Here is an 18,917-nt window from a genome sequence, read left to right on the forward strand (position 1 = left end):
CCCGGAACGGGGATTGGGGTGGACGGACTCAGTCGAGAACGTCGGGATCGGTCCGGAGCAGCTTGCGAACCGCGCCGGCCCAGTAGACGCCGGAGGCGCGCTCGACGAGCGCCTTCTGCATCGCGACGCGGATGCTCTTCTCGATCGGCAGGGGGTCCTTGCCGAGCAACAGGATGTCGTACGCGAGCCGGCAGAACCTGTCGATCGACGCCGCGCGGTAGACCGCGAGTTCGATCGTGTCGGCGGTGGTGATGATGCCGTGGCTGGCGAGGATCACGTTGTTGCGGTCACCGATCTGGTCGGCGAGATCCCTGCCGAGTTCGGCATCGTTGACCTCGCCGCCGTACTCGTCGACCAGGGACAGGTCGTCGTCGTACAGACTGCCGGTCTGGTGCGCGATCATCGGCAGCACACCGACGGCGGCCAGCAGTGTCACGTAGTACGGGTGGTTGTGGATCACCACCCGGGCGTCCGGACGACGCCGGTGCAGTTCGGTGTGGATGTGATAGGCGGGAGTGACGTCCCATTTGCCTTCGATCACAACACCGTTCGCGTCGACGCGGCATACGTCGGAGGCCGAGACCTCCTCCCACCACAGCCCCCACGGGTTGATGAGAAGGCTGTCGTCGTCCCGGTCGGCCCAGGTGATGTGGCCGGCCATGTTCTCGCTGAAACCGTTGTGCGCCAAGGTTCGGAACGCGCAGGCGAGCTTCTGCTCGTTGCTGAGCTCGACCCCGATCGGGGGCGTGGCGCGCGGCCTCCACTCACCCACCGGGTCCACGCCACCTCCGATCGCCGTCGATTCGTCGTACACGGTCACAACGCCTCCAGGGGATGAGATCAGGGTCACAGATTCGGACGGATCGCACTCTATCTTACAAAAGATAGCGATGTAAGCCACCGCCAGATCGGGCAACTGAACCGGCGGCCGAGCCGCACCCACCCCGCCCCACATCCGCCATTCGACCTCCTCACCCCCCTCGACCTGCACAGATGTGGAGCGCAACGCGCCGAGGACGGACTCGGCAGGATTCACGCACGCAGCCACTTCCGACCCAGTCAAACGGTTGATTGACATCAACTATGGATAGATCTAGATTGTGACCTGCGCCATACACCGTGTGGCCCCATCACTCTCGCGCTGAGCCCTGCCGCTTTCCGGTACCCGCCGGGACGTCGGCCCGTGACCGCCTTGCCTGATCCGCCACCACGACAACACCACCGAGACCCGCCCGACAAGGAGAACCGGCATGACCGCAACACCCTCGAGCAACGACGCCCCGAAGGGTCCAACGCCAACAACCCCGTCCACGCTCCGGGCCAAGGCGCGGATGATCCTGGCGGTCAATCTCGGTAACACGTTGGAATGGTTCGACTGGACCGTGTTCGCGATCTTCGCGGTCTACTTCTCCAACCAGTTCTTCCACTCGACCAACGAGGTGTCGAACCTGCTGTCCACGATGGCCGTGTTCGCGGTCGGGTTCGTGATGCGCCCGATCGGCGGCCTGCTGTTCGGCCTCGTCGCCGACCGCAAGGGACGGAAGTTCGTCATGGTGCTGACGATGTCACTCGTCGCGGCATCGAGTGTCCTCATCGCGATCGCACCCACCTATGAACGGATCGGCGTGTTCGCGTCGCTGTGGCTGCTGCTCGTTCGGTGCCTCCAGGGTGTGGCACACGGCGGTGAGCAGGGCGGCTCGTACACCTACATCGCCGAGGTCGCGCGGCCGGACAACCGCGCACTGTGGGGCAGCACGGTGATCATGTCCACCGTCGGCGGAACGGTGCTCGCCACACTCCTCGGAGCCGTCATGCGCACCGCGATCGACTCGGAAGCGATGGCCGACTGGGGCTGGCGCATCCCGTTCCTGATCGGCGGCGCGCTCGGCTTCTTCGCGCTCTACCTGCGCCGCGGCCTCGAGGAATCCGCTGCCTTCTCCGACCACGCCGCCGAGACCGAGGCCGCCGCGGCGCCATCGTCGGCCCGATCTGCGCTCCGCGACATCTGGGCGCAGCGCGGCTCGATCCTGCGGGTCGTCCTCCTGGTGGGCGGCACATCGGTCTTCTCGTACACCTGGTCGGTGAACGCTCCCGCGTACGCCATCAGCTTTCACCACGTGAACGACAAACTGGCGATGTGGGCCGGCGTGGTCGCGAACCTCGTCTTCATCGCCGCCCTGCCGCTCGCAGCCCTGGCCGCGGACCGCTTCGGCCGGCGCCCCAACAACATCCTGTGGGGCGTGCTCATCGCCCTGTTCGCTTTCCCGCTGTCGGGCATGCTCGACAGCTCGGCCCGCACCCTGGCGATCGCGATGTCCCTGGCGCTCATCATCCAGGCGCTCGCCGCCAGCACCCAGGTCGCCTGGTTCGCCGAACTGTTCTCCACCAAGTCCCGTGCAGCGGGCACGGGAATCGCGGTGTCGCTCGCGGCCGCGATCTTCGGAGGCACTGCGCCGTACCTCAATTCGTGGCTCACGTCCCGCGGCACGCCGGACCTGTTCACGTGGTACGTCGTCGTGCTCGCGTTGGCCGTCGTCGCGGCCGCCTACTTCACTCGCGAGACCAAGGGCATCGCCCTCACCGAGGAGACGGAGGTCCCGAGCGGGGCAGCCGCACCCGTCGCGTGACCATTCCGTTCAATCAACCAGATATGAGAGGGGCCGACATGGTCGACGACACCCGCACCGTCGAATTCACCCGGATGGACGAGGCGACCGCCGCGGAGATGGAGCTGATCCGGGACGAGGCAGCGATCCACCGACGCGACCACTGGCTCGGGACGGTCGTGCGTCTCCTCGAGTCGATGAAGGGCTACACCTTCGGTTACCGCGTCGATCGCTACGAGCACTCGCTGCAGTCCGCGACCCGCGCTCATCGGGAGGGCGCCCGTGTCGATCTGGTGATCGCCGCGCTGCTGCACGACATCGGCGACGATCTGTGTCCCGACAATCACAGCGAGGTCGCCGCTGCAATTCTGCGGCCGGTGCTCGACGACGAGGCGGTGTGGATCGTCAAGCACCACGGTGTCTTCCAGACCTACCACTACGGCGACAAGCTCGGCATGCCGACCGACAGTCGTGACCGGTATCGGGACTCCCCGTACTTCGACGCGTGCGCACACTTCTGCGCGGCCTGGGACCAGGAGTCGTTCGACCCGAACTACGACTCCGAACCCCTCGAGTTCTTCATGCCGATGCTGGAGGAGGTCTTCTCACGCCCGCCGCGCTCGTGGGGCGACCAGAACCTGACGTGGTCGCGCGACACGGCGGACCGCGCGCCCGATACGAGTGCGTCGTGACCAGGGTCAAGACCGTCGACATCTTCACCTGCCGGGAGATTCTGCGAATCCGCGCCGGAATCGAGCAGTACGCGTCGCCGGAGGGGTTCGGTGAATACTACTGGGCCGAACTACTCAGGGACTGCGCCGAATCCGACGCTGTCGAGGCCACCTGGGCCCACTACCGCACGAAGACACGGCCGTTGACCCCGGCGGACATCCTCGGGCAGGTCGAGTCCAGACGCGCACCCCGGGTGGCGATGGTCGCGGGGATCGCCGATCGTCTGCTCCACGAACGCACCCAGTTCGGTTGGACCGCAGAACAGCTCACCCAGTGGAATGCCACCTTCGAGAACGAGGTGGGCCGAGGAGCCGAGATCGAGGACGCGCGCGACTGTGCGGACATCGACGCGTGCGCCGACGACGAGCCGGGCGAGGGCGGCGCCGCAGAGATCAATACTCCAGGCGCCCTTCCCTCTCCCACCGCCGACTGAGCCTGCTCCCCAACCACACCCACGGACAAGGACACCACTTCGTGAAACTCGGACTGTTTCTGGACATGCGCAACCCTGCCCGCTGGGAGCGCCCCGGTGCCGAGCACTACCGTGCGATGCTCGACAGAGTCGTCCGGGCAGAGGAACTGGGTGCGAACTCGGTGTGGCTGACGGAGCACCACTTCTTCGAGGACGGCTACCTGCCGCAACCACTCACCCTCGCCGCCGCGATCGCCGCCCGAACCGAACGCATCAGGATCGGCACGGCCGTGCTGCTCGCCCCCCACCGGCATCCGGTCCACATCGCCGAGGAGGCCGCGCTGGTCGACCTGGTCTCGGGCGGCCGACTCGAACTCGGGCTCGGCGCCGGGTGGTCCCCCGAGGAGTTCGATGCCTTCGGTTCGGACTTCCGCGCCCGGTACGCCGTCACCGACAGGGCGTTCGCCGCCGTGCGGAACCTGCTCTCGGACGGCGGTGTCACGCCGGGGCCGGTGCAGGACCCGGTGCCGATGTGGCTCGGGTACCAAGGGCCCCGCGGCGCCGCGCGAGCCGGCCGCCTCGGCGCAGGACTACTCTCTCTCGATCCCGCGCTGTCGGCGCCGTACCTCGCGGGTCTCGAGGAGGGCGGCCACGGCGCGGACTCGGCTCGACGCGGCGGAATGCTCGATATCGTGGTCGCCGACGACCCGGAATCGACCACGAGACAATTGATCCCACATCTGGCTCATCAGCAGGCGACCTACCAGAGCCGGCGCGGCGACGCGCGGAGTGCCGCCGATCTGGAGGCCGGGCTGACCGCCGAGTTCGACCGGACGGGATCGGTGCCGGGGCTGACCGTCGCCACGCCCGAGGCGGCCGCCCGCGAGATCCGACTCCGCACCCACGGCATGCCCGTCGAGCACGTCTATCTGTGGGCCGGACTGCCCGGGATGCCCGACGCGCTGGTCGACCGCCATGTGGAACTGATGTTCACCCGCGTCGAGCCGGCACTGGCCGAGGCGGCACCGTGCTAGCCCGCAAGGTCTTCTTCTCGTTCACCCACGTGACGGAGCGGGCCTCACACGCGGAGTACAACGCCTGGCACCAACTCGACCATCGGCCCGAGAACCTCGCTCTGGACGGCGTCGTGCACGGCGAGCGGTGGGTACACAGCCCGGACTGCGCCGCATCCACCCGGACCTGCGACGCACTCGACGGATTGCACTACGTCAACAGCTACTGGTTCCGGGCCCCGGTCGACGAGAGCTTCGCCGAGTGGCAGGAGCTCGCGGTCCGGACGTTCCAGCTCGGACGGCGACCCGACATCCGGATCAGCCGTCGGCTGGCGATGGGCACCTTCATGCCGGTCAAGGGCTACGTGAGCCCGCGCTGCCTGCTCGGCGCCGACGCACTGCCGATGCGCCCGAACCGGGGCATTGCGCTGGTCGCGATCCGGGTCCTCGACCCCAGCTCCATCGCAAGCGAGCAGTACTTCGCCAGGCAGGATCGCGAGGTGATTCCCGCCCTGCTGGACTGCGAGGGGGTTGCCGGAGCGTGGACCTTCTCGAGTGAGAGCACCACGCTCGACCTGGGACGCGACGCCGACGACGGCGTCACCTTCGCAGAGGACAACCACGGTGCATCTGGCCAGGTGCGGATTCTGATGGTGTTCCTCGACGGAGATCCGGCCCGGTACAGGGCCGATCGGGCACGGCGTGGGATCGAGCTAGAGCCGGCGCCATCCGAGGAGGGATTCACACTCCTGTTCTCCGGAGTGCTTCGTAACATCGAACCCTGGAACTGGACCTGGTTCGACTGATGAGACGGCGCTCCCCCAGACCCCGACCCGACCGGGTGACGGCACGGTCGCGGCCGAGGCCGTATGCTCGTCCGGCCCGGCGCAGAGAAGCCGAGGAGTTCGTCGACAGAGTTCGGGTAAACGGCCCTGACCTGCTGCTAGCCTCGGATACGGCACGCGCACAGATCGTCGGACCGGACACGAGAGGTGAACAGTGACAGCCAGTCGGCGTCAGATGATCCTGGCCGAATCGGCTCGGCTCTTTTCCGAACGAGGCATGTCGGCCACCACGATCCGTGAGATCGCCGATGCGGTGGGCCTGAACTCCGGGACGCTGTATCACTACTTCAGCTCGAAGGACGCCATCGTCTCCGAGATCCTGAGGAGTTTCCTGACGGACCTGGTGCGCCGCTACGACATCGTCCTGACCGCGACCGAGACGGCGCGTCACCGTCTCGGACTCATGGTGCAGGTCTCGCTCGAGGTCGCACACGAGCACCCCTACGCCACCGAGATCTATCAGAACGAGTTCGAGAACCTCGGTGCGCTTCCCGACTACGCGGAGATCACCGGTGCCGTCGAGTCCTCGCACCGGGCCTGGTTCGACGTTGTCGACGAAGGCGTGCGCGTCGGTGAATTCAATTCCGGCATCGACGTCTTCGAGTTCCAGAGAATGATGCGTGAGTGCGTGTTCCAGTCGGTCAGATGGCATCGGAGAACGCTCGCCGACGACATCGAATCAATAACCGCCACAGTCACATCGGTTTTCCTCGACGGGTTCGCGCCGGCGCGAACCGAACGCACCGACACGGAACCGAAACCGTCTCCGACGGTCGGCCGGCGCGAACCGGTGCCCGCCGCGAAGACCGTCCCCGAACCATCCACCGACACCGTGGACGACCTCCGTTCCGAACTCGACGAACTACGCTCGGACATGCGAGCCATGCGCGGCCTCATGGAGACGTTGTCCAATTCGCGCAACGCGAACGGCGACACCGCTACCGGCGACTGAGGCGCCGCCCTCACCCCTCGCCGGGCATCACGAGAATCTCGAATACCCTGCATCCCTATGTGGTCCGGCGAATTCTGCCACTGCCTCACTCGGTACCCCTGGCGACGCCGATTGATTCGACGCGACACGCGGGACAATTCATACGCATCACTAACAATGTAGGTCTCGGCAGATCTGATTGAATCGATCCATCAACCGGGGGTTCGCGAGGGATCCTCTGGGGAGGATGGACAGCCTTGGACGACCAACCGATCACCGCAGGCGAGTGCACGGAGCCGGTACAACTGGCCGGGCGAGACTCGTGGTTCGTCTACTCCGAACTGACAGATCGGCAGCACTCGCCGGACGTCATCACGACGGTCTACGTTTTCGACACCCGTCACGATCCTCACCCCATTCGGACCCACGCCTCAGCCGCGTCCTGGATGCGAGATCGTCTGGATCGGGCCGAGGTGCTCCGCCGACGACTGGTCCGGGTACCCGGCGATCTCGACCACCCGTACTGGAGCTTCGCGCCCGACGTCGATCTGGACCACCACATCCGCGTTCAGCGCATCGGCGAAACGTCATGGCGGGCCCTGTCCGATCATCTTGCCGAAACGACGAAGCAGCCGGTTGACCTCGCTCACAACCCCTGGGAATTGCACCTGCTCACGGAGATCCGCGGTGTTGCCGGGATCCCCGACGACGCGACCTTGGTCGTGCTGAGGTTTCACCACTGCGCCACGGACGGGTTGGGCGCCGTCCAGGTTGCCCGAGCACTGTTCGACGACCCGGAAGCCGTCTCCTGCCTCGAAGGGAGGAGGGGACCTATCCGCGGTCCGGTGTCGTCGCTGCTTCGCCTGCCGGCGCAGTTCATCGGCTTGGGCAGGTCCCTGGTGAGGTCCGCCGCGGCCCGGCGCGACCTCACCGCGCTGGTCGAGTCCGGCGCGCTGTCCACGCCCCGACATCGTCGCCCGCGCACCCGGTTCAACGGCAACCAGAGCGGGCAGCGGACGTTCGGTCGAGCGAAGTTCGCGCTGTCGGATGTCCGGGAGGTCGCCAGAGCGACCGGGACGTCGGTCAACGACGTCGTCCTGACGATCGTCGGCGGCGGGTTGGGCGCATATCTCGGCGGCCTCGGAGAAGCGCCCGATGGCGCCCTCGCCGCGCAGGTCCCCCGTTCGATCCGGGACAGGTCCCATGTCGCCGCGTCGAACAAGATCACCACCATGTTCGTCGATCTTCACACCGACGAACCGACACCGATCGAACGACTGCGGCGCATCCACGAATCGGCAATCGCCGAAAAGGCTCGGGTGCAACATCAATCGGCCATCGACATCGAGTCGCCGATCGACCATGCGCCGGCGATCTACCTCCGGATCGCCCTCCGCCTCTCCCAGCGAAAGTCCGCCGCGGCAGCGAGAAGCACGGAGAGCACGGTCACATGGGCGAACACCCTGGTCACCAGTATGCCGCGCGGTGCCGCGGACCTGATGTTCGGCGGCAGTCCCGTCGTGGACGGGTTCTATGTCCCCCCGATCCACCCGGGAGCCGGTCTGTCACACAGTGTGGTGTCGATCGGGGACGTGCTGAGTGTGGAGTTCACGTCCGACGCGGCGATGATGCGGGACCCGGACGCATACGCACACCTCCTCGAGGCCGCGTTCGACGAACTGCGCGCGCTGCCCGAGGAATAGCACGGGCGGAGCGCATCGACCGAATCTGTTGGACCCGTTCGGAATCCACAACCATTCCCGCGCCGCTGCTGTGGCCGACCGCGCGGACGGGCCCACCCGGGCAGCCGAACTCGCACCGGCGCCGGCAACCCTGTCCACACCGTCGTCGACGCGTGCGACACCGGGCTCCGCGCGCGACGAGTGGCCGGCACCACCCTCACCGAACGGATGGCCTACTGTCACCGTGTAGTCGAACCACGCGAGGGGACCTTCCGGATGACGGCAGACAGGTACAGGGCGTCGGCTGCGGCGGCGCTGGCCGTCGCGGCCCTGGGTGTGTCGGGCTGCGCCGAGTCCTCGTCGCAGCCATCCGTCACCGCGGCGTCGGCACCGTCCCCCGCGACCGCATCCGGGGCCGTCCTCCAGCTGCGGGCGGGCGACCGACCGGCCGAACTCGCGGGCCGTTGGACCTCGGCGGTCGACCCTGCAGAATCCGTGACGTTCAATCCGGATGGAACAACGAGCCGCGACTACACCGGAGTCCCGCCCCGTAGCGGCACCTGGGCGATCGTGGGACGGGACGACGCCCCCGACCTTCCGCCGTCGACCGCACCGGACACGACGATCCTCGAGATCGTCGACGACGCCGACCATCTGTCCGTTCGGTATGTGCTGCTCTCGGTCACCGAGCAGGAGCTGACCCTGAGCCACGTCCCACGAGGCAACACGCTGCACTACGTCAGATAGATCCGCGGGCAGTGCCTGCCCGCGTGTGCGCGGTGGTGCGCGACAGCGGCCGGCGCCGACTCAGTCCCCGCCGACCGGGTAGGCCTCGGCGAGGAGCCCCAGTCTTGTTGCGGCGCCGAGCGCCTCGTCCTTCGAATGGGCCCCGAGCTTCCGATACAGGGTCCGCTGCTGCGTCTTGACGGTGTTCACCGAAACGAACAGGTTCGCCGCCGCTTCCCGCACCGAACTTCCGTGTGCGAGTTCGGTGAGGACCGCCTGCTCCCTTTCGGTGAGCCGCACCACCTCGACCGGCCCCGGAAAAACTGCGGGGACGTCCGTGCCCTGCAACTGCGCGCCGACGTGCGCGCCGCCGAGAGTCACGAGGCGGTCGATCGCCCGGCGAGGAATGGTGGCCAGCGGTGCGCGAAGTCCCGTCAGTTCCGCGAGCTTGCCCGCGTGCTGCCATGCGACGACGGCCGCACCGGGCTCATCGAGGTCCAGGTGCGCGGCGGCCTCGACGAGTCGGCATCCCAGATGCGCACGCGGGTGGTGCCGACCCGGCTCGTCGAGCCGCCGGCACAGTGCCAGCGCACCGGCCGGATCTCCGGTCAGGAGCCGGGCCCGCGCGGCCGACACCGCGATCCACGGGTCGTCGGTGTCGGCTGTGTCCACGATCGCCAGCGCGCGGTTGCCCTGGCCGAGGGCGAGCCGCAACTCGATCTCGGCCGCGGTCAGCAGCGGCACCGCGATACCGTCCCGGAAGGTCGCGTGATGCAGCGGCAGGGTCCGGTGGAGGTCGACCAGACCGCGGTGTGCATCGCCGCTGAGCAACGCGTGCCTGCACCGCGCGTACGCCACCAGCGCCCACAGTTCCTCGGTCGGATCAACCTCGCCCAGTTCGCCCAGGGTCCGGCCTGCCGCGGCAATGTCGAGCTGGTCCAGTGAGATCAGGGCACGCGCCACCATGCCCGCCACCCGCACCTTGGGCTCCAGCCAGCCGACGGGCTCGGCATGGGTGTGCTCGTCCGCGAGCCACTCGAGAGCGCGTCGCGGCTCACCCACGAGGGCCCAGTTCAACGCCGAGCTGCCCGCGGCGTTCCGGGCGATGAACGCGACCCCGTCCGCGACCGCGGCCCGGTATGCCGCCGTGAGTTCGACATTGGATTCGGCGAGATCCCCGGCGAGTTGGTAGGTGATCCCCCACTGCAGGCGCATGATCGGAAGCTGTGCGGTCACCTCGTCCGGCAGCGTCTCGGCCACACTGCGGCTCAGGTGCGCCAATCGGCGGCTGAATTCGGCAGCTGCCCGGAACTCGCCGGACACCCGCAGCATCAGCGACTGGACGCACCCGGCGGTCAGGAGATCCGTGGCGTCGGGCGCCGTGAGCTGCTGGAGTGCCTGATCGTCGTACGGCAGGACCGTCGTGTTCACCGGCACCTGTCCGCCTGCGAACACGAACAATTCGCGTCCGGCGCGAATCGCGGGCTTGTCCACGAGCATCTCCGCGGGGAGCAACTCCAGCGCTGCCCGCAGCAGGCTCATCTGCTCGGCGATCATGTCCGCCCAGTGGGCTTCGACGAGATCGACGGCCAGATCCCAGTCCCGCGCATCGAGGGCCAGCCGCAGGGCGGTGAAGGGTTCACCGCGGTCGACGTGGAACCGGGCGAGCCTCCCGATGTTGTGGGCTGTGGCCACCCCGTTGTCCTGCGCGATGCCGAGCAGCACGTAGCGGACCGCGGGGGCGAACTCCCAGCATTCGTGTTCGGACTGCGTGTGGCGGCCCAGTACCCCGGCCGCCTCCAGCCGCTCCAGGTGGTCCTGCGGGTTCCCCTCGTCGACCAGGAACGACGCGACGGCCGGCGTGAGTTCGCGTGCCGTTGCCAACCGAAGCAGCACCTCGGGTGCGACATCGACGATGTCCGGACGTTCGAGGAAAAGGTCTCGCACCCGTCGCCGAAGCGCGCGTTCCACCGCGTAGTCGAGACGGGCTCCGCGCCCGGCGCCGCGCGGGATGCCCCGCGCGGCTGCCACGGCGACCCTCAGCAGGGCGGGCATCCCCCGCGCCTTCTCGTGCAGTTGCTCGAGTTCACCCGGTTCCAGGTGGACCGACGCCTCTTCGGCCAACGACCTGGCTGCGGCCGGACTCAGCCGCAGATCGTCCGCGGTGATCAGGTCGTGACTGCATCCGAGTGCCGCGAGATCCGCGAGGCAGCCACCGTCGCACACCGTCGCCACGACCTTCAGGTGCCTGCATCCGCCGAGCGCCCGCAATATCCCGGCCTCGACCTCGTCGCTGCCCAGCAGGTCGACTCGATCGAGGATCAGAAGTATCCGGGGCGAGGCGGGACGGTCCGGCACCGGGCCCCCTCGTCGGCGCCGGGAGCCCGCGTCGGCCGTCCCGCATTCCGGGCACGCGGCCCTGGCCCGGACCGAGGCCCAGTATGCGTCGGGATCGATGTCACGGGTCGGCCTGTCCATCCAGACGACCGACTCGGTCACCGATTCGCGGCTCTGTAGCCAGTTGCCGACCAATGCCGACTTGCCGAACCCGAGGGGTGCTCGCAGCACCACCAGCCGCACGTCCCGGTCCAGTCGACCGAACAGGTGGTCATGCATCATCATCGCCACACCAGGGAACTCGGTAGCGCAGCCCGACAACCTCCGAACAGATCAAGCACTGAACCCAACCCCGCTCTTCATCCCGGTCGCCGGGCCGACCGGCCTCCCAGCCGGTACACCAACACCCAGAGCCCCGTCCGCCGCCAATCCGAACATGCGGGGCCGACCGTCGTTCGCCCACGCATTCATCCAGTCAGCGATTCACCCGCTAATTCTCCGAGATGCCGGCGAACACCTTTACGACGACCCGGACAAATGTGACAGCCATCACTCCGCGGTCCGGGTTCCCGCGGAGACGACGCAACGAGCAGCAGACGATGACAATCGCCGACTCGACCCGGCTCAGCTGCCAGGACAGCATGGAACCGACATGTCCCGGCACCCAGAAATCACGCTGACGATCCGTTCACTCGGGAAGACGTTGCAGCTCAACACGGTACGGCTGGGCCCCGGGTCATGCCGGGAGGGAAGCGAGTGACGTGGTGCCGCTATCCGGTGGGGCTCGGGGTCGGCGCCGGCGCCAGGGACAGCCCGGCGTAGATCTGGTCGAGGATCGTCGGCAGCAGGGCGTTTGCCGTGGTCTTGCCGTCGGGCGACAGGGTCAGGTTCGTCCAGACCACGAGCGTCACGTCGTTGTCCGGGTCGTAGCCGATGAAGGAGTTGAAGCCGGGCAGTTCACCGCCGTGGTAATACATCGCGGCGTTCGGGCCGAATCGCTGATGGCTGATGCCGTAGCCGTACCGCTGCCCGTCTGGGTTGCCCGGGTCCTCGGGTTGCGGACTGTCGAGCCACTGCTGCTGAAAGGTGGGATCGAAGACCTTGCCCGACACCAGCGCCCGGATCCACGTCGCCATGTCGTCGGCCGTGGAGACGGCACTGCCGGCGGCGGTGGCGTAGGAGGGGTTCTGGTTGGTGTAGTCGTGGGGCTGGAGGGTGCCGTTCCGGGCGGCGGCCTGCATGTCGGCGGGGTACTCCTGGTCACCCATCGCATACGCCGATCCGCCGTACATGTAGCCGTGCGAGTAGGGCTCGGGCAGGGTGGTGTCGTCCGCGGCGGGAAGCGAGGTCTGCCGCAGGCCGTGCGGACCGAGCAGCCGGTCCTCGAACTGTTGCGCCAACGGGCGCCCGCCGACGGCCTCGGCGACCAGCCCCAGCAGTGCATAGTTCGTGTTGTTGTACTCGTATTCCGTTCCGGGCGGGAAATTCGGCGGGTGCGCGAACGCGAGGTCCAGAACCTCCTGGGGTGTCCATGCCTTCGTCGGGTCGGCGTCCAGGGTGGCCGACAGCTCGGGCGCATTCGTGTAGTTGTACAGCCCGCTGCGCATCGTCAGCAGTTGAGCGATGGTGATGTTCTCGCCGCCCGGCACGCCCGGGACGTAGGCGGACACCGGGTCGTCGAAGCGGAGCTTCCCGTCCTGCACGAGGAGGACGGTCAGCGCCGCCGTCATCGTCTTGGTGTTCGATGCGATCCGGAAATGCGTATCAATGGCCGGCGGCGCCTGCGTGCCCCGCTCGGTGGTGCCCACGAGCGCCTCGAAGCTCCCCTGCGGGGTGCGCAGCCGTACCACCGCCCCGGGAACGAGCAACTCCTTCGCGGCCGCGTCGACCGCCGCCTGGAACGCCGCAGGATCGATGGACTTGAGCGCGGAAGACATTGGGGCGGAGACGGTCCCGGTGGTCGAGCCGATCGCTGCATCCGATGTCGGAGCGACCGTCGGCTCGGAATTCGTCGAGCAGCCCGCGATCACGAGTGCGCCGGACGCCGCGAGTACGGCGAGGCGAGCGGTCCGGGCCGGCAGGAACCCCGCGCGCAGATCGCTCATCGTCGGTCACACCGCCTCGGCACCAGAGTCCGAGCGCCGCACCGGCTGCGCGGCACCAGCTGGGCAAACCTCCCTGCCATCGTAGCCCGCACCCGCGCGCCGGACAGCCATCTGTCGCGGCCGTGATCGACTGGGTCGCGGTCACCACACCAAGGTGGTGTCCCGAACCCGCACCCTCCCGAAGAATCGCCTGCCGCCCTCCGCATCGTCGCGGTTGTACGCGTTCATGACCGATGCCAGCTCGTCGGCGAGGGTGCGCAGCGCCGGTGTGACCGTCTCGATGCCGCCGTCGTTCACCCAGCCCCAGTGCTCGGGAACGCCGTCGATCGTTATGACGATGCCCGCATCGTGCGGCGTCTCGACGGCCAAGGTGATTCCCGGTGGGGCGTTGCCGATGGGGTCCGCGACCGCCGGAAGTCCGTCCGGCGTGTTCGCCGTGAACACCGACCGGGCGAGCGCGATGTCGCCACGGATCAGGTCCGCGATGTGCGCCAGGCCCGCATGCCGCCCGACCCGGCCGTGCCCGGCACCGCGGTCGGGTCCGCCGGAGTGATCGCGAATGCCGGTCCTCCCGAGGATCCGGTCGAGCATCCGTTGCGCCACCGCCCGTTCGCTGTCGCCGGTGCGCGGGTGGTCGATCAGCGTTCGCAACCGATCGATTCGGGGGCTCGCATCCGATGCCATCGATGCAGGCTACCGCCTTCGGTGCGGCCGACCCGACGTGCCCGCTCGACGATCCCGCCGCGGACCCCTCTCCCCGTTCAGCTACCGACAGGCAAGCACCGGATCGGCCCGTATTCCGTCCGCGTCGCCGTCGCACCCCGACGCAGGACGAACGCGTCGATCCCCCACCTCGCGCCGCCGTCGATCTGGTAACGATTCAGCAAATTCGTGGTCCGTCTGGTTGGATGCGACAGTATGACGACCGACATGCAGGCGGGCCGGCATGCCGATCCGAGCACTCCGGCCACCGACAGCGGCCGAGTCCCGGATGGGCCGCGGGCCGCTGTCAGCGCGGGGACCTCCGGCCGGTCCGTGGCCGCGAGGGTGACGGTCGCGCTGGCGCTGGTCGGCCTCGTTGTCTGCGCGATTCTGCTGGTCGCCGACTTCCGGACCGACGGCGTCAACTGTGGAAGTCCGGCATCACCCCACGCCCAGGGCGTGATCGGTGCGGATCGGTTCGAGGCATGCGGCGAGGAGCTCGACACCCGCCGGGCCTTGGCCTGGATCGGACTGGGCGCAACCGGAATCGTCGCGGCCCTCGGCTGCGTCGCATCACGGTCGAGCAGAGAATCCACTCAGGCCAAACCTTCCTCGAAGCCCTGACGCCACGACGGGTAGCGCAACTGCCAGCCGAGCTCCCGTTTGGCCTTGGCGTTGGAGAACCCGCGACCCTCGGTCATCATCGTCACCGCCACCTCCCCTGCCAGCAGCCGCGCCAGCCACTTCGGGACCCGCATCGGCGGCTTCGCTCCCGCGCACTCGGCCAGGTACGGCAGCCACTCGCTCGCCGGGGCGGGCTCGTCGTCGACGATGTTGAACACCCCCTTCGCCTGCTGCTCGACGGCCAGCGCGGTGGCGCTCGCCGCGTCGTCGAGATGCACCCACGAGCTGTAACCGGTGCCGCCCCCGACGAGCGGGAACTGCCGCTTGCGGATGAGTTCGACCTGATCGTCGCTGGCACCGGGCCCGTACAACGCGCCGTAGCGCAGGGCCGCACCACCGGCCGCGACCACGACCTCCTCGACGTGGCGGATCGCCTCCATCCCCGGCCGCGCCTTCGTCCCCGTCTCGGGGTCCAACGGATCCTCCTCCGTCTTCACCCATCCGCCCCGGCGGATGCCGTTCCAGCCGGCGTAGCTCTGCGCGACCACGTGGGACACCTCGTTCGCCTCGGCGGCGGCCAGCAGGTTGTCGGTCCCCTCCGTGCGCAGCCGATTGGTGGTGGCGAACCAGCGGTCGATGTGTTTCATGTCGGGCTTGCCGCCGTGCGTGAGGGAGATCGCGGTCATCTGGTGCACGATCGCGTCGGGTTTGGCCTGTGTCACCGCCGCACCGACCGACCCGGCGTCGAGTCCGTCCATCACGAGCGCCTCGGCGCCCAACCGCTCCACCAACTCCAGTTTGTCCGGGCTCGTCGTCGTCGCCGTCACGTGGTGCCCGCGCGCCACCAGTTGCGGCACCAGCCGCCGTCCGAGGACCCCGGCCCCACCTGCCACGAAGACCCGCATGACCATCACCTTCCCGATTCCGGATTACGTCTCCCCTGCATCTCTGACGAAACAGCCGGGCGGTGTGTGACGGACAGCGACGGCTACCGCCGTCCCATTCCCGACATTCCGGTCGCCGCGCCGTGAATCATCCCGGGCCGACGACGTGCCGGTCGATAGAGTCGAAGACCTGTTGCTGTCGACCGGGCGGGAGTTGTTTTCGATGAAGTTGGCAGAGGCGTTGGCGCTGCGCGGCGACGTCGTCCGCAAGGTTGCCCAGCTGCGCGAGCGCATCGTCGCCAACGCCCGGTACCAGGAGGGCGAGCAACCGGCGGAGGACGCGGGCGCCCTCCTCGCCGAACTCGACCGGACTCTCGACGAACTCGAGCAGCTCATTCGTCGCATCAATCGGACGAACGCCCGGGCCACACTGGGCGACGGCACCGTCACCGATGCACTGGCCCGCCGAGATGTGTTGCGGCTGCGCCACTCTGCCGTGACCGCGGCCGCCGACGCCGCGTCCGGTCGTGAGGATCGCGGCTACGGTCGCCAGTTGCGCTCGGAACTGGTCCACATCGCCGCCGTGCCGGTGTCCGAACTGCGCGCCACCGCGGACGATCTGGCCCGCGCGATCCGCGAGGTCGACACCCGGATCCAGCAAACCAACTGGGAGGTCGAACTGCTCGACTGAGCACAGCGTCGGGAGCAGGTAGCCGATCGGAGAAGCGAGCACACACCGCGGCCGGCGGTTCATCCGGCCACCTGTACGGCGCCGAGGGCAGCGCCACACACGAACGACGCAGCCCAGCACGCCGAACAGGTGAAGGCGCATCGCGCACAGTTATCACCAGGTGCTGATCTCCGCTCGGTGAGGGCGGGCACGGGGCACCCCGACACGCGAACCGGTCAGTCGCCGTCGGCGAGGTCGTCGAGGACCGCCGACAGCCTCCGCAGCGCGGCAAGCGCATCGGCCAGTTCCTCACGCCCGAAGGCCTCGACGAGCCGGCCGGCGAAGTCGGCGTGCGCCGGATCGATCGCGGACACCGCCCGACGTCCGTCCGGGGTCGGCGAGACGAGCTTCGCCGGCCGGTGGGCCGGGTTCTCCTGGTATTCCGCGAGTCCACGGGTGACGAGCAGATCGGCGATCCGCTGGACGCTCTGCCGGGTGATACCCATCTCGCGGGCGATGTCGGCCACGGACAGTGGCCGCGTCAGGACGGCACCGAGAACCTGCCACCACGCAGCGGTCAACCCGACCGGTCGGGCGAGATCCTCTGCGACGGCGAGGAACTGCCCGTTGAGCCGGAACGTCCCCAGCGCCAGACCGCTGAGCAGGTCCTGGTCGTCGCGCACGCTCACTCCGCCATCAGTTCGTATAAGCCCTGCGGATCGCGCTGCCCGTACAGCTTGAACCACGACGCCAGGACGTGCGGTTCGTAGACGTCGAGACGTTCGAGGATCTCGCGGGCGAAGTGGACCGGGGCGTTGGCCGCCCCGGTGATCAGGTCTCGGTCGGTGACGGCAGGCTCGTCGCGGTACAGGTGCCCGCCCGCGTAGCCGACGCCGGCGAGGAACTCGGCGGCGTTGCTCGTGTGCTGTCGATCGTCGAGCAGGCCGGCCATCGCCAGGCCGCCGGTGGCACCGCAGATGGCGGCCACCGGCACTCCGGCGTCGAGGAACTCGCGAGCCTTGGCCGCGAAGGGGGTGAACTGCTCGGTGTGCCAGATGTCGTTGCCCGCCAGGATGAGCATCGCACTCTCCTGCGGCCGGAGCTCGCCCAACGCCGCGTCAGGGAGGACGCGCAGGCCGCCCATCGTCCGGGTCGCGCGGTCGTCGGCACCGACGGTGGCGACGGTGAACCGGCCCGGCTCCCGGTGCCGCATCGGCTTGTTGATGTGGTCGATCGCGAAACCGATCTCCCAGTCGACGAACGTGTCATAGATTGCCACGTGCACCGTCTCAGTCATGACAGAAGACCGTCATGACGACAGCATGCTGTCAATACCGGCGCCGAGAGAAGGGATCGGTCACCGCGCCATTCGGCTGACGGGTCTTCCATCGCGGTATCGCTCGGATTCCGAGAGCCCGCCCCAGATTCCGTACTGCTCACCGATGCCCAGCGCGTGCTGCCGGCACTCCTGGACCACCGGGCACTCCGCGCACAGCGCCTTGGCGGTTCGCACGCGCCAGGCGCGAGCCGGACCGCGCTCCCCCTCCGGATGGAAGAACATCGCGCTGTCCATACCCCGGCATCGGGCACGCAACTGCCAGTCCCATGCCTCGACGGTTGCCGTGGGCAGCGCACTCACCACACCGAGCCGAGCCATTGCCATCGGTGAAAATCCTTTCGTTCGTGAGGGTTACGCGTCCGGATGGGCGCCTTCGACCGTGATTTCGGGCCGGTCAGCCGAGGGCGCGCAGCCGCGGCGCCAGATCCCGCTCGAACAACTCCAGGAACCGCCGCTGATCATGACCCGGCGCATGAAACACCAGATGATTCAAACCCGCATCCACATACGCCTTCACCTGCTCCACCGCCTCATCCGGATCCGACGCCACAATCCACCGCTTCGCCACCTGCTCGATCGGCAACGCATCCGCCGCCGCCTCCATCTCGATCGGATCCTCGATCGAATGCTTCTGCTCCGCCGTCAACGACAACGGCGCCCAGAACCGCGTGTTCTCCAACGCCAGCCCCGGATCGGTGTCATACGAAATCTTGATCTCGATCATCCTGTCGATCGCGGCGACCTCACGCCCGGCCTTCCCAGCGCCCTCGGCGACCGCAGGCATCAACTTCTCGGTGTACAACTCCATGCCCTTGCCGGAGGTGCAGATGAACCCGTCCCCCGCCCGACCCGCATACCGCGCCACCACAGGACCACCCGCGGCGATGTACACCGGGATGCCGCCCTCGGGCACGTCGTAGATCGACGCCCCCACGGTCCTGTAGTACTCACCGTCGAAATCGACACGCTCACCGGTCCACAGCTCCCGCATCAACCGCACCGACTCCCGCAACCGCGCGAACCGCTCCTTGAACTCCGGCCACTCACCGGAGTAGCCGGTCGCGATCTCGTTGAGCGCCTCACCCGTCCCCACCCCGAGCATGACCCGCCCCGGATACAGGCACCCCATCGTCGCGAACGCCTGCGCGATCACCGCCGGGTTGTACCGGAACGTCGGCGTCAACACCGACGTCCCCAACTGCAACCGCGACGTCCGCTCCCCCACCGCCGTCATCCACGCCAACGAGAACGGCGCATGCCCACCGTTGTGCCGCCACGGCTGGAAATGATCCGACACCGTCGCCGAATC

The 18,917-nt window shown here is 68.1% G+C and carries 19 protein-coding genes; 10 read left to right on the top strand and 9 right to left on the bottom strand.

Going from position 1 to position 18,917, the window contains the following annotated elements; all coding sequences use genetic code 11:
- Positions 1-28 precede the first annotated feature (28 nt).
- Positions 29-820 (bottom strand): class II aldolase/adducin family protein, encoded by a 792-nt coding sequence (locus ACWDU4_RS11525; protein WP_450114030.1) that lies wholly within the window; start codon positions 818-820, stop codon positions 29-31.
- A gap of 430 nt (positions 821-1,250) precedes the next feature.
- On the opposite strand from ACWDU4_RS11525, the gene ACWDU4_RS11530 reads away from it, so the two are divergent.
- From ACWDU4_RS11530 to ACWDU4_RS11565, 8 genes are all read left to right on the top strand, one after another.
- Positions 1,251-2,627: an MFS transporter gene (locus ACWDU4_RS11530; RefSeq protein WP_450114031.1), complete on the top strand. Its 1,377-nt coding sequence runs from the start codon at positions 1,251-1,253 to the stop codon at positions 2,625-2,627.
- A 38-nt stretch (positions 2,628-2,665) separates the two neighbouring features.
- Positions 2,666-3,298, top strand: a complete 633-nt coding sequence (locus tag ACWDU4_RS11535) for an HD domain-containing protein (RefSeq protein ID WP_450114032.1) — start codon at positions 2,666-2,668, stop codon at positions 3,296-3,298.
- On the top strand, positions 3,295-3,771 hold the full coding sequence (locus ACWDU4_RS11540; protein WP_450114033.1) for a hypothetical protein: 477 nt from the start codon (positions 3,295-3,297) through the stop codon (positions 3,769-3,771). The genes ACWDU4_RS11535 and ACWDU4_RS11540 overlap by 4 nt, the downstream gene beginning before the upstream one ends.
- Positions 3,772-3,812: 41 nt before the next feature.
- Positions 3,813-4,784 (top strand): LLM class flavin-dependent oxidoreductase, encoded by a 972-nt coding sequence (locus tag ACWDU4_RS11545; protein WP_450114034.1) that lies wholly within the window; start codon positions 3,813-3,815, stop codon positions 4,782-4,784.
- Positions 4,778-5,569, top strand: a complete 792-nt coding sequence (locus ACWDU4_RS11550; RefSeq protein WP_450114035.1) for a hypothetical protein — start codon at positions 4,778-4,780, stop codon at positions 5,567-5,569. Before ACWDU4_RS11545 ends, ACWDU4_RS11550 begins: the two co-directional genes overlap by 7 nt.
- Before the next feature lie 214 nt (positions 5,570-5,783).
- Positions 5,784-6,560 carry a TetR/AcrR family transcriptional regulator gene (locus tag ACWDU4_RS11555; protein ID WP_450114052.1) on the top strand — a complete coding sequence of 259 codons (777 nt, stop codon included), beginning with the start codon at positions 5,784-5,786 and terminating at the stop codon, positions 6,558-6,560.
- 236 nt (positions 6,561-6,796) lie between these two features.
- Positions 6,797-8,242 carry a wax ester/triacylglycerol synthase domain-containing protein gene (locus ACWDU4_RS11560; RefSeq protein ID WP_450114036.1) on the top strand — a complete coding sequence of 482 codons (1,446 nt, stop codon included), beginning with the start codon at positions 6,797-6,799 and terminating at the stop codon, positions 8,240-8,242.
- Between the two features lie 255 nt (positions 8,243-8,497).
- On the top strand, positions 8,498-8,968 hold the full coding sequence (locus tag ACWDU4_RS11565) for a hypothetical protein (RefSeq protein WP_450114037.1): 471 nt from the start codon (positions 8,498-8,500) through the stop codon (positions 8,966-8,968).
- Between the two features lie 60 nt (positions 8,969-9,028).
- On the opposite strand, the gene ACWDU4_RS11570 is transcribed toward ACWDU4_RS11565, so the two are convergent.
- From ACWDU4_RS11570 to ACWDU4_RS11580, 3 genes are all read right to left on the bottom strand, one after another.
- Positions 9,029-11,569: a LuxR C-terminal-related transcriptional regulator gene (locus ACWDU4_RS11570; protein ID WP_450114038.1), complete on the bottom strand. Its 2,541-nt coding sequence runs from the start codon at positions 11,567-11,569 to the stop codon at positions 9,029-9,031.
- A 485-nt stretch (positions 11,570-12,054) separates the two neighbouring features.
- Positions 12,055-13,221 (bottom strand): serine hydrolase domain-containing protein, encoded by a 1,167-nt coding sequence (locus ACWDU4_RS11575; RefSeq protein ID WP_450114053.1) that lies wholly within the window; start codon positions 13,219-13,221, stop codon positions 12,055-12,057.
- A 309-nt stretch (positions 13,222-13,530) separates the two neighbouring features.
- A complete protein-coding gene (locus tag ACWDU4_RS11580; protein WP_450114039.1) occupies positions 13,531-14,073 on the bottom strand; it encodes a hypothetical protein in 543 nt (180 codons plus the stop codon).
- A 234-nt stretch (positions 14,074-14,307) separates the two neighbouring features.
- Here ACWDU4_RS11580 and ACWDU4_RS11585 point away from each other — a divergent pair, with 234 nt between their 5' ends.
- Positions 14,308-14,715: a hypothetical protein gene (locus ACWDU4_RS11585; protein WP_450114040.1), complete on the top strand. Its 408-nt coding sequence runs from the start codon at positions 14,308-14,310 to the stop codon at positions 14,713-14,715.
- Here the strand turns inward: ACWDU4_RS11585 and ACWDU4_RS11590 are convergent.
- The gene (locus tag ACWDU4_RS11590; RefSeq protein ID WP_450114041.1) at positions 14,688-15,620 is read right to left on the bottom strand and encodes an NAD-dependent epimerase/dehydratase family protein; all 933 of its coding nucleotides are present in this window, start codon (positions 15,618-15,620) and stop codon (positions 14,688-14,690) included. The two genes, ACWDU4_RS11585 and ACWDU4_RS11590, sit on opposite strands and share 28 nt — an antisense overlap.
- A 202-nt stretch (positions 15,621-15,822) precedes the next feature.
- Between ACWDU4_RS11590 and ACWDU4_RS11595 the strand changes: the two genes are divergently transcribed.
- A complete protein-coding gene (locus ACWDU4_RS11595; RefSeq protein ID WP_450114042.1) occupies positions 15,823-16,290 on the top strand; it encodes a DIP1984 family protein in 468 nt (155 codons plus the stop codon).
- 215 nt (positions 16,291-16,505) lie between these two features.
- Here the strand turns inward: ACWDU4_RS11595 and ACWDU4_RS11600 are convergent, their stop codons facing one another.
- From ACWDU4_RS11600 to fgd, 4 genes are all read right to left on the bottom strand, one after another.
- Positions 16,506-16,958, bottom strand: coding sequence for a MarR family winged helix-turn-helix transcriptional regulator (locus ACWDU4_RS11600; RefSeq protein WP_450114043.1), 453 nt, complete (start codon positions 16,956-16,958; stop codon positions 16,506-16,508).
- Positions 16,955-17,566: a DJ-1/PfpI family protein gene (locus ACWDU4_RS11605; protein WP_450114044.1), complete on the bottom strand. Its 612-nt coding sequence runs from the start codon at positions 17,564-17,566 to the stop codon at positions 16,955-16,957. The genes ACWDU4_RS11600 and ACWDU4_RS11605 overlap by 4 nt, the downstream gene beginning before the upstream one ends.
- Before the next feature lie 60 nt (positions 17,567-17,626).
- The gene (locus ACWDU4_RS11610; RefSeq protein ID WP_450114045.1) at positions 17,627-17,932 is read right to left on the bottom strand and encodes a WhiB family transcriptional regulator; all 306 of its coding nucleotides are present in this window, start codon (positions 17,930-17,932) and stop codon (positions 17,627-17,629) included.
- Positions 17,933-18,002: 70 nt separating this feature from the next.
- A partial coding sequence (gene fgd, locus ACWDU4_RS11615; protein ID WP_450114046.1) for a glucose-6-phosphate dehydrogenase (coenzyme-F420) occupies positions 18,003-18,917 on the bottom strand: 915 nt, incomplete at its 5' end.

Source organism: Rhodococcus sp. NPDC003348 (genome assembly GCF_053589375.1).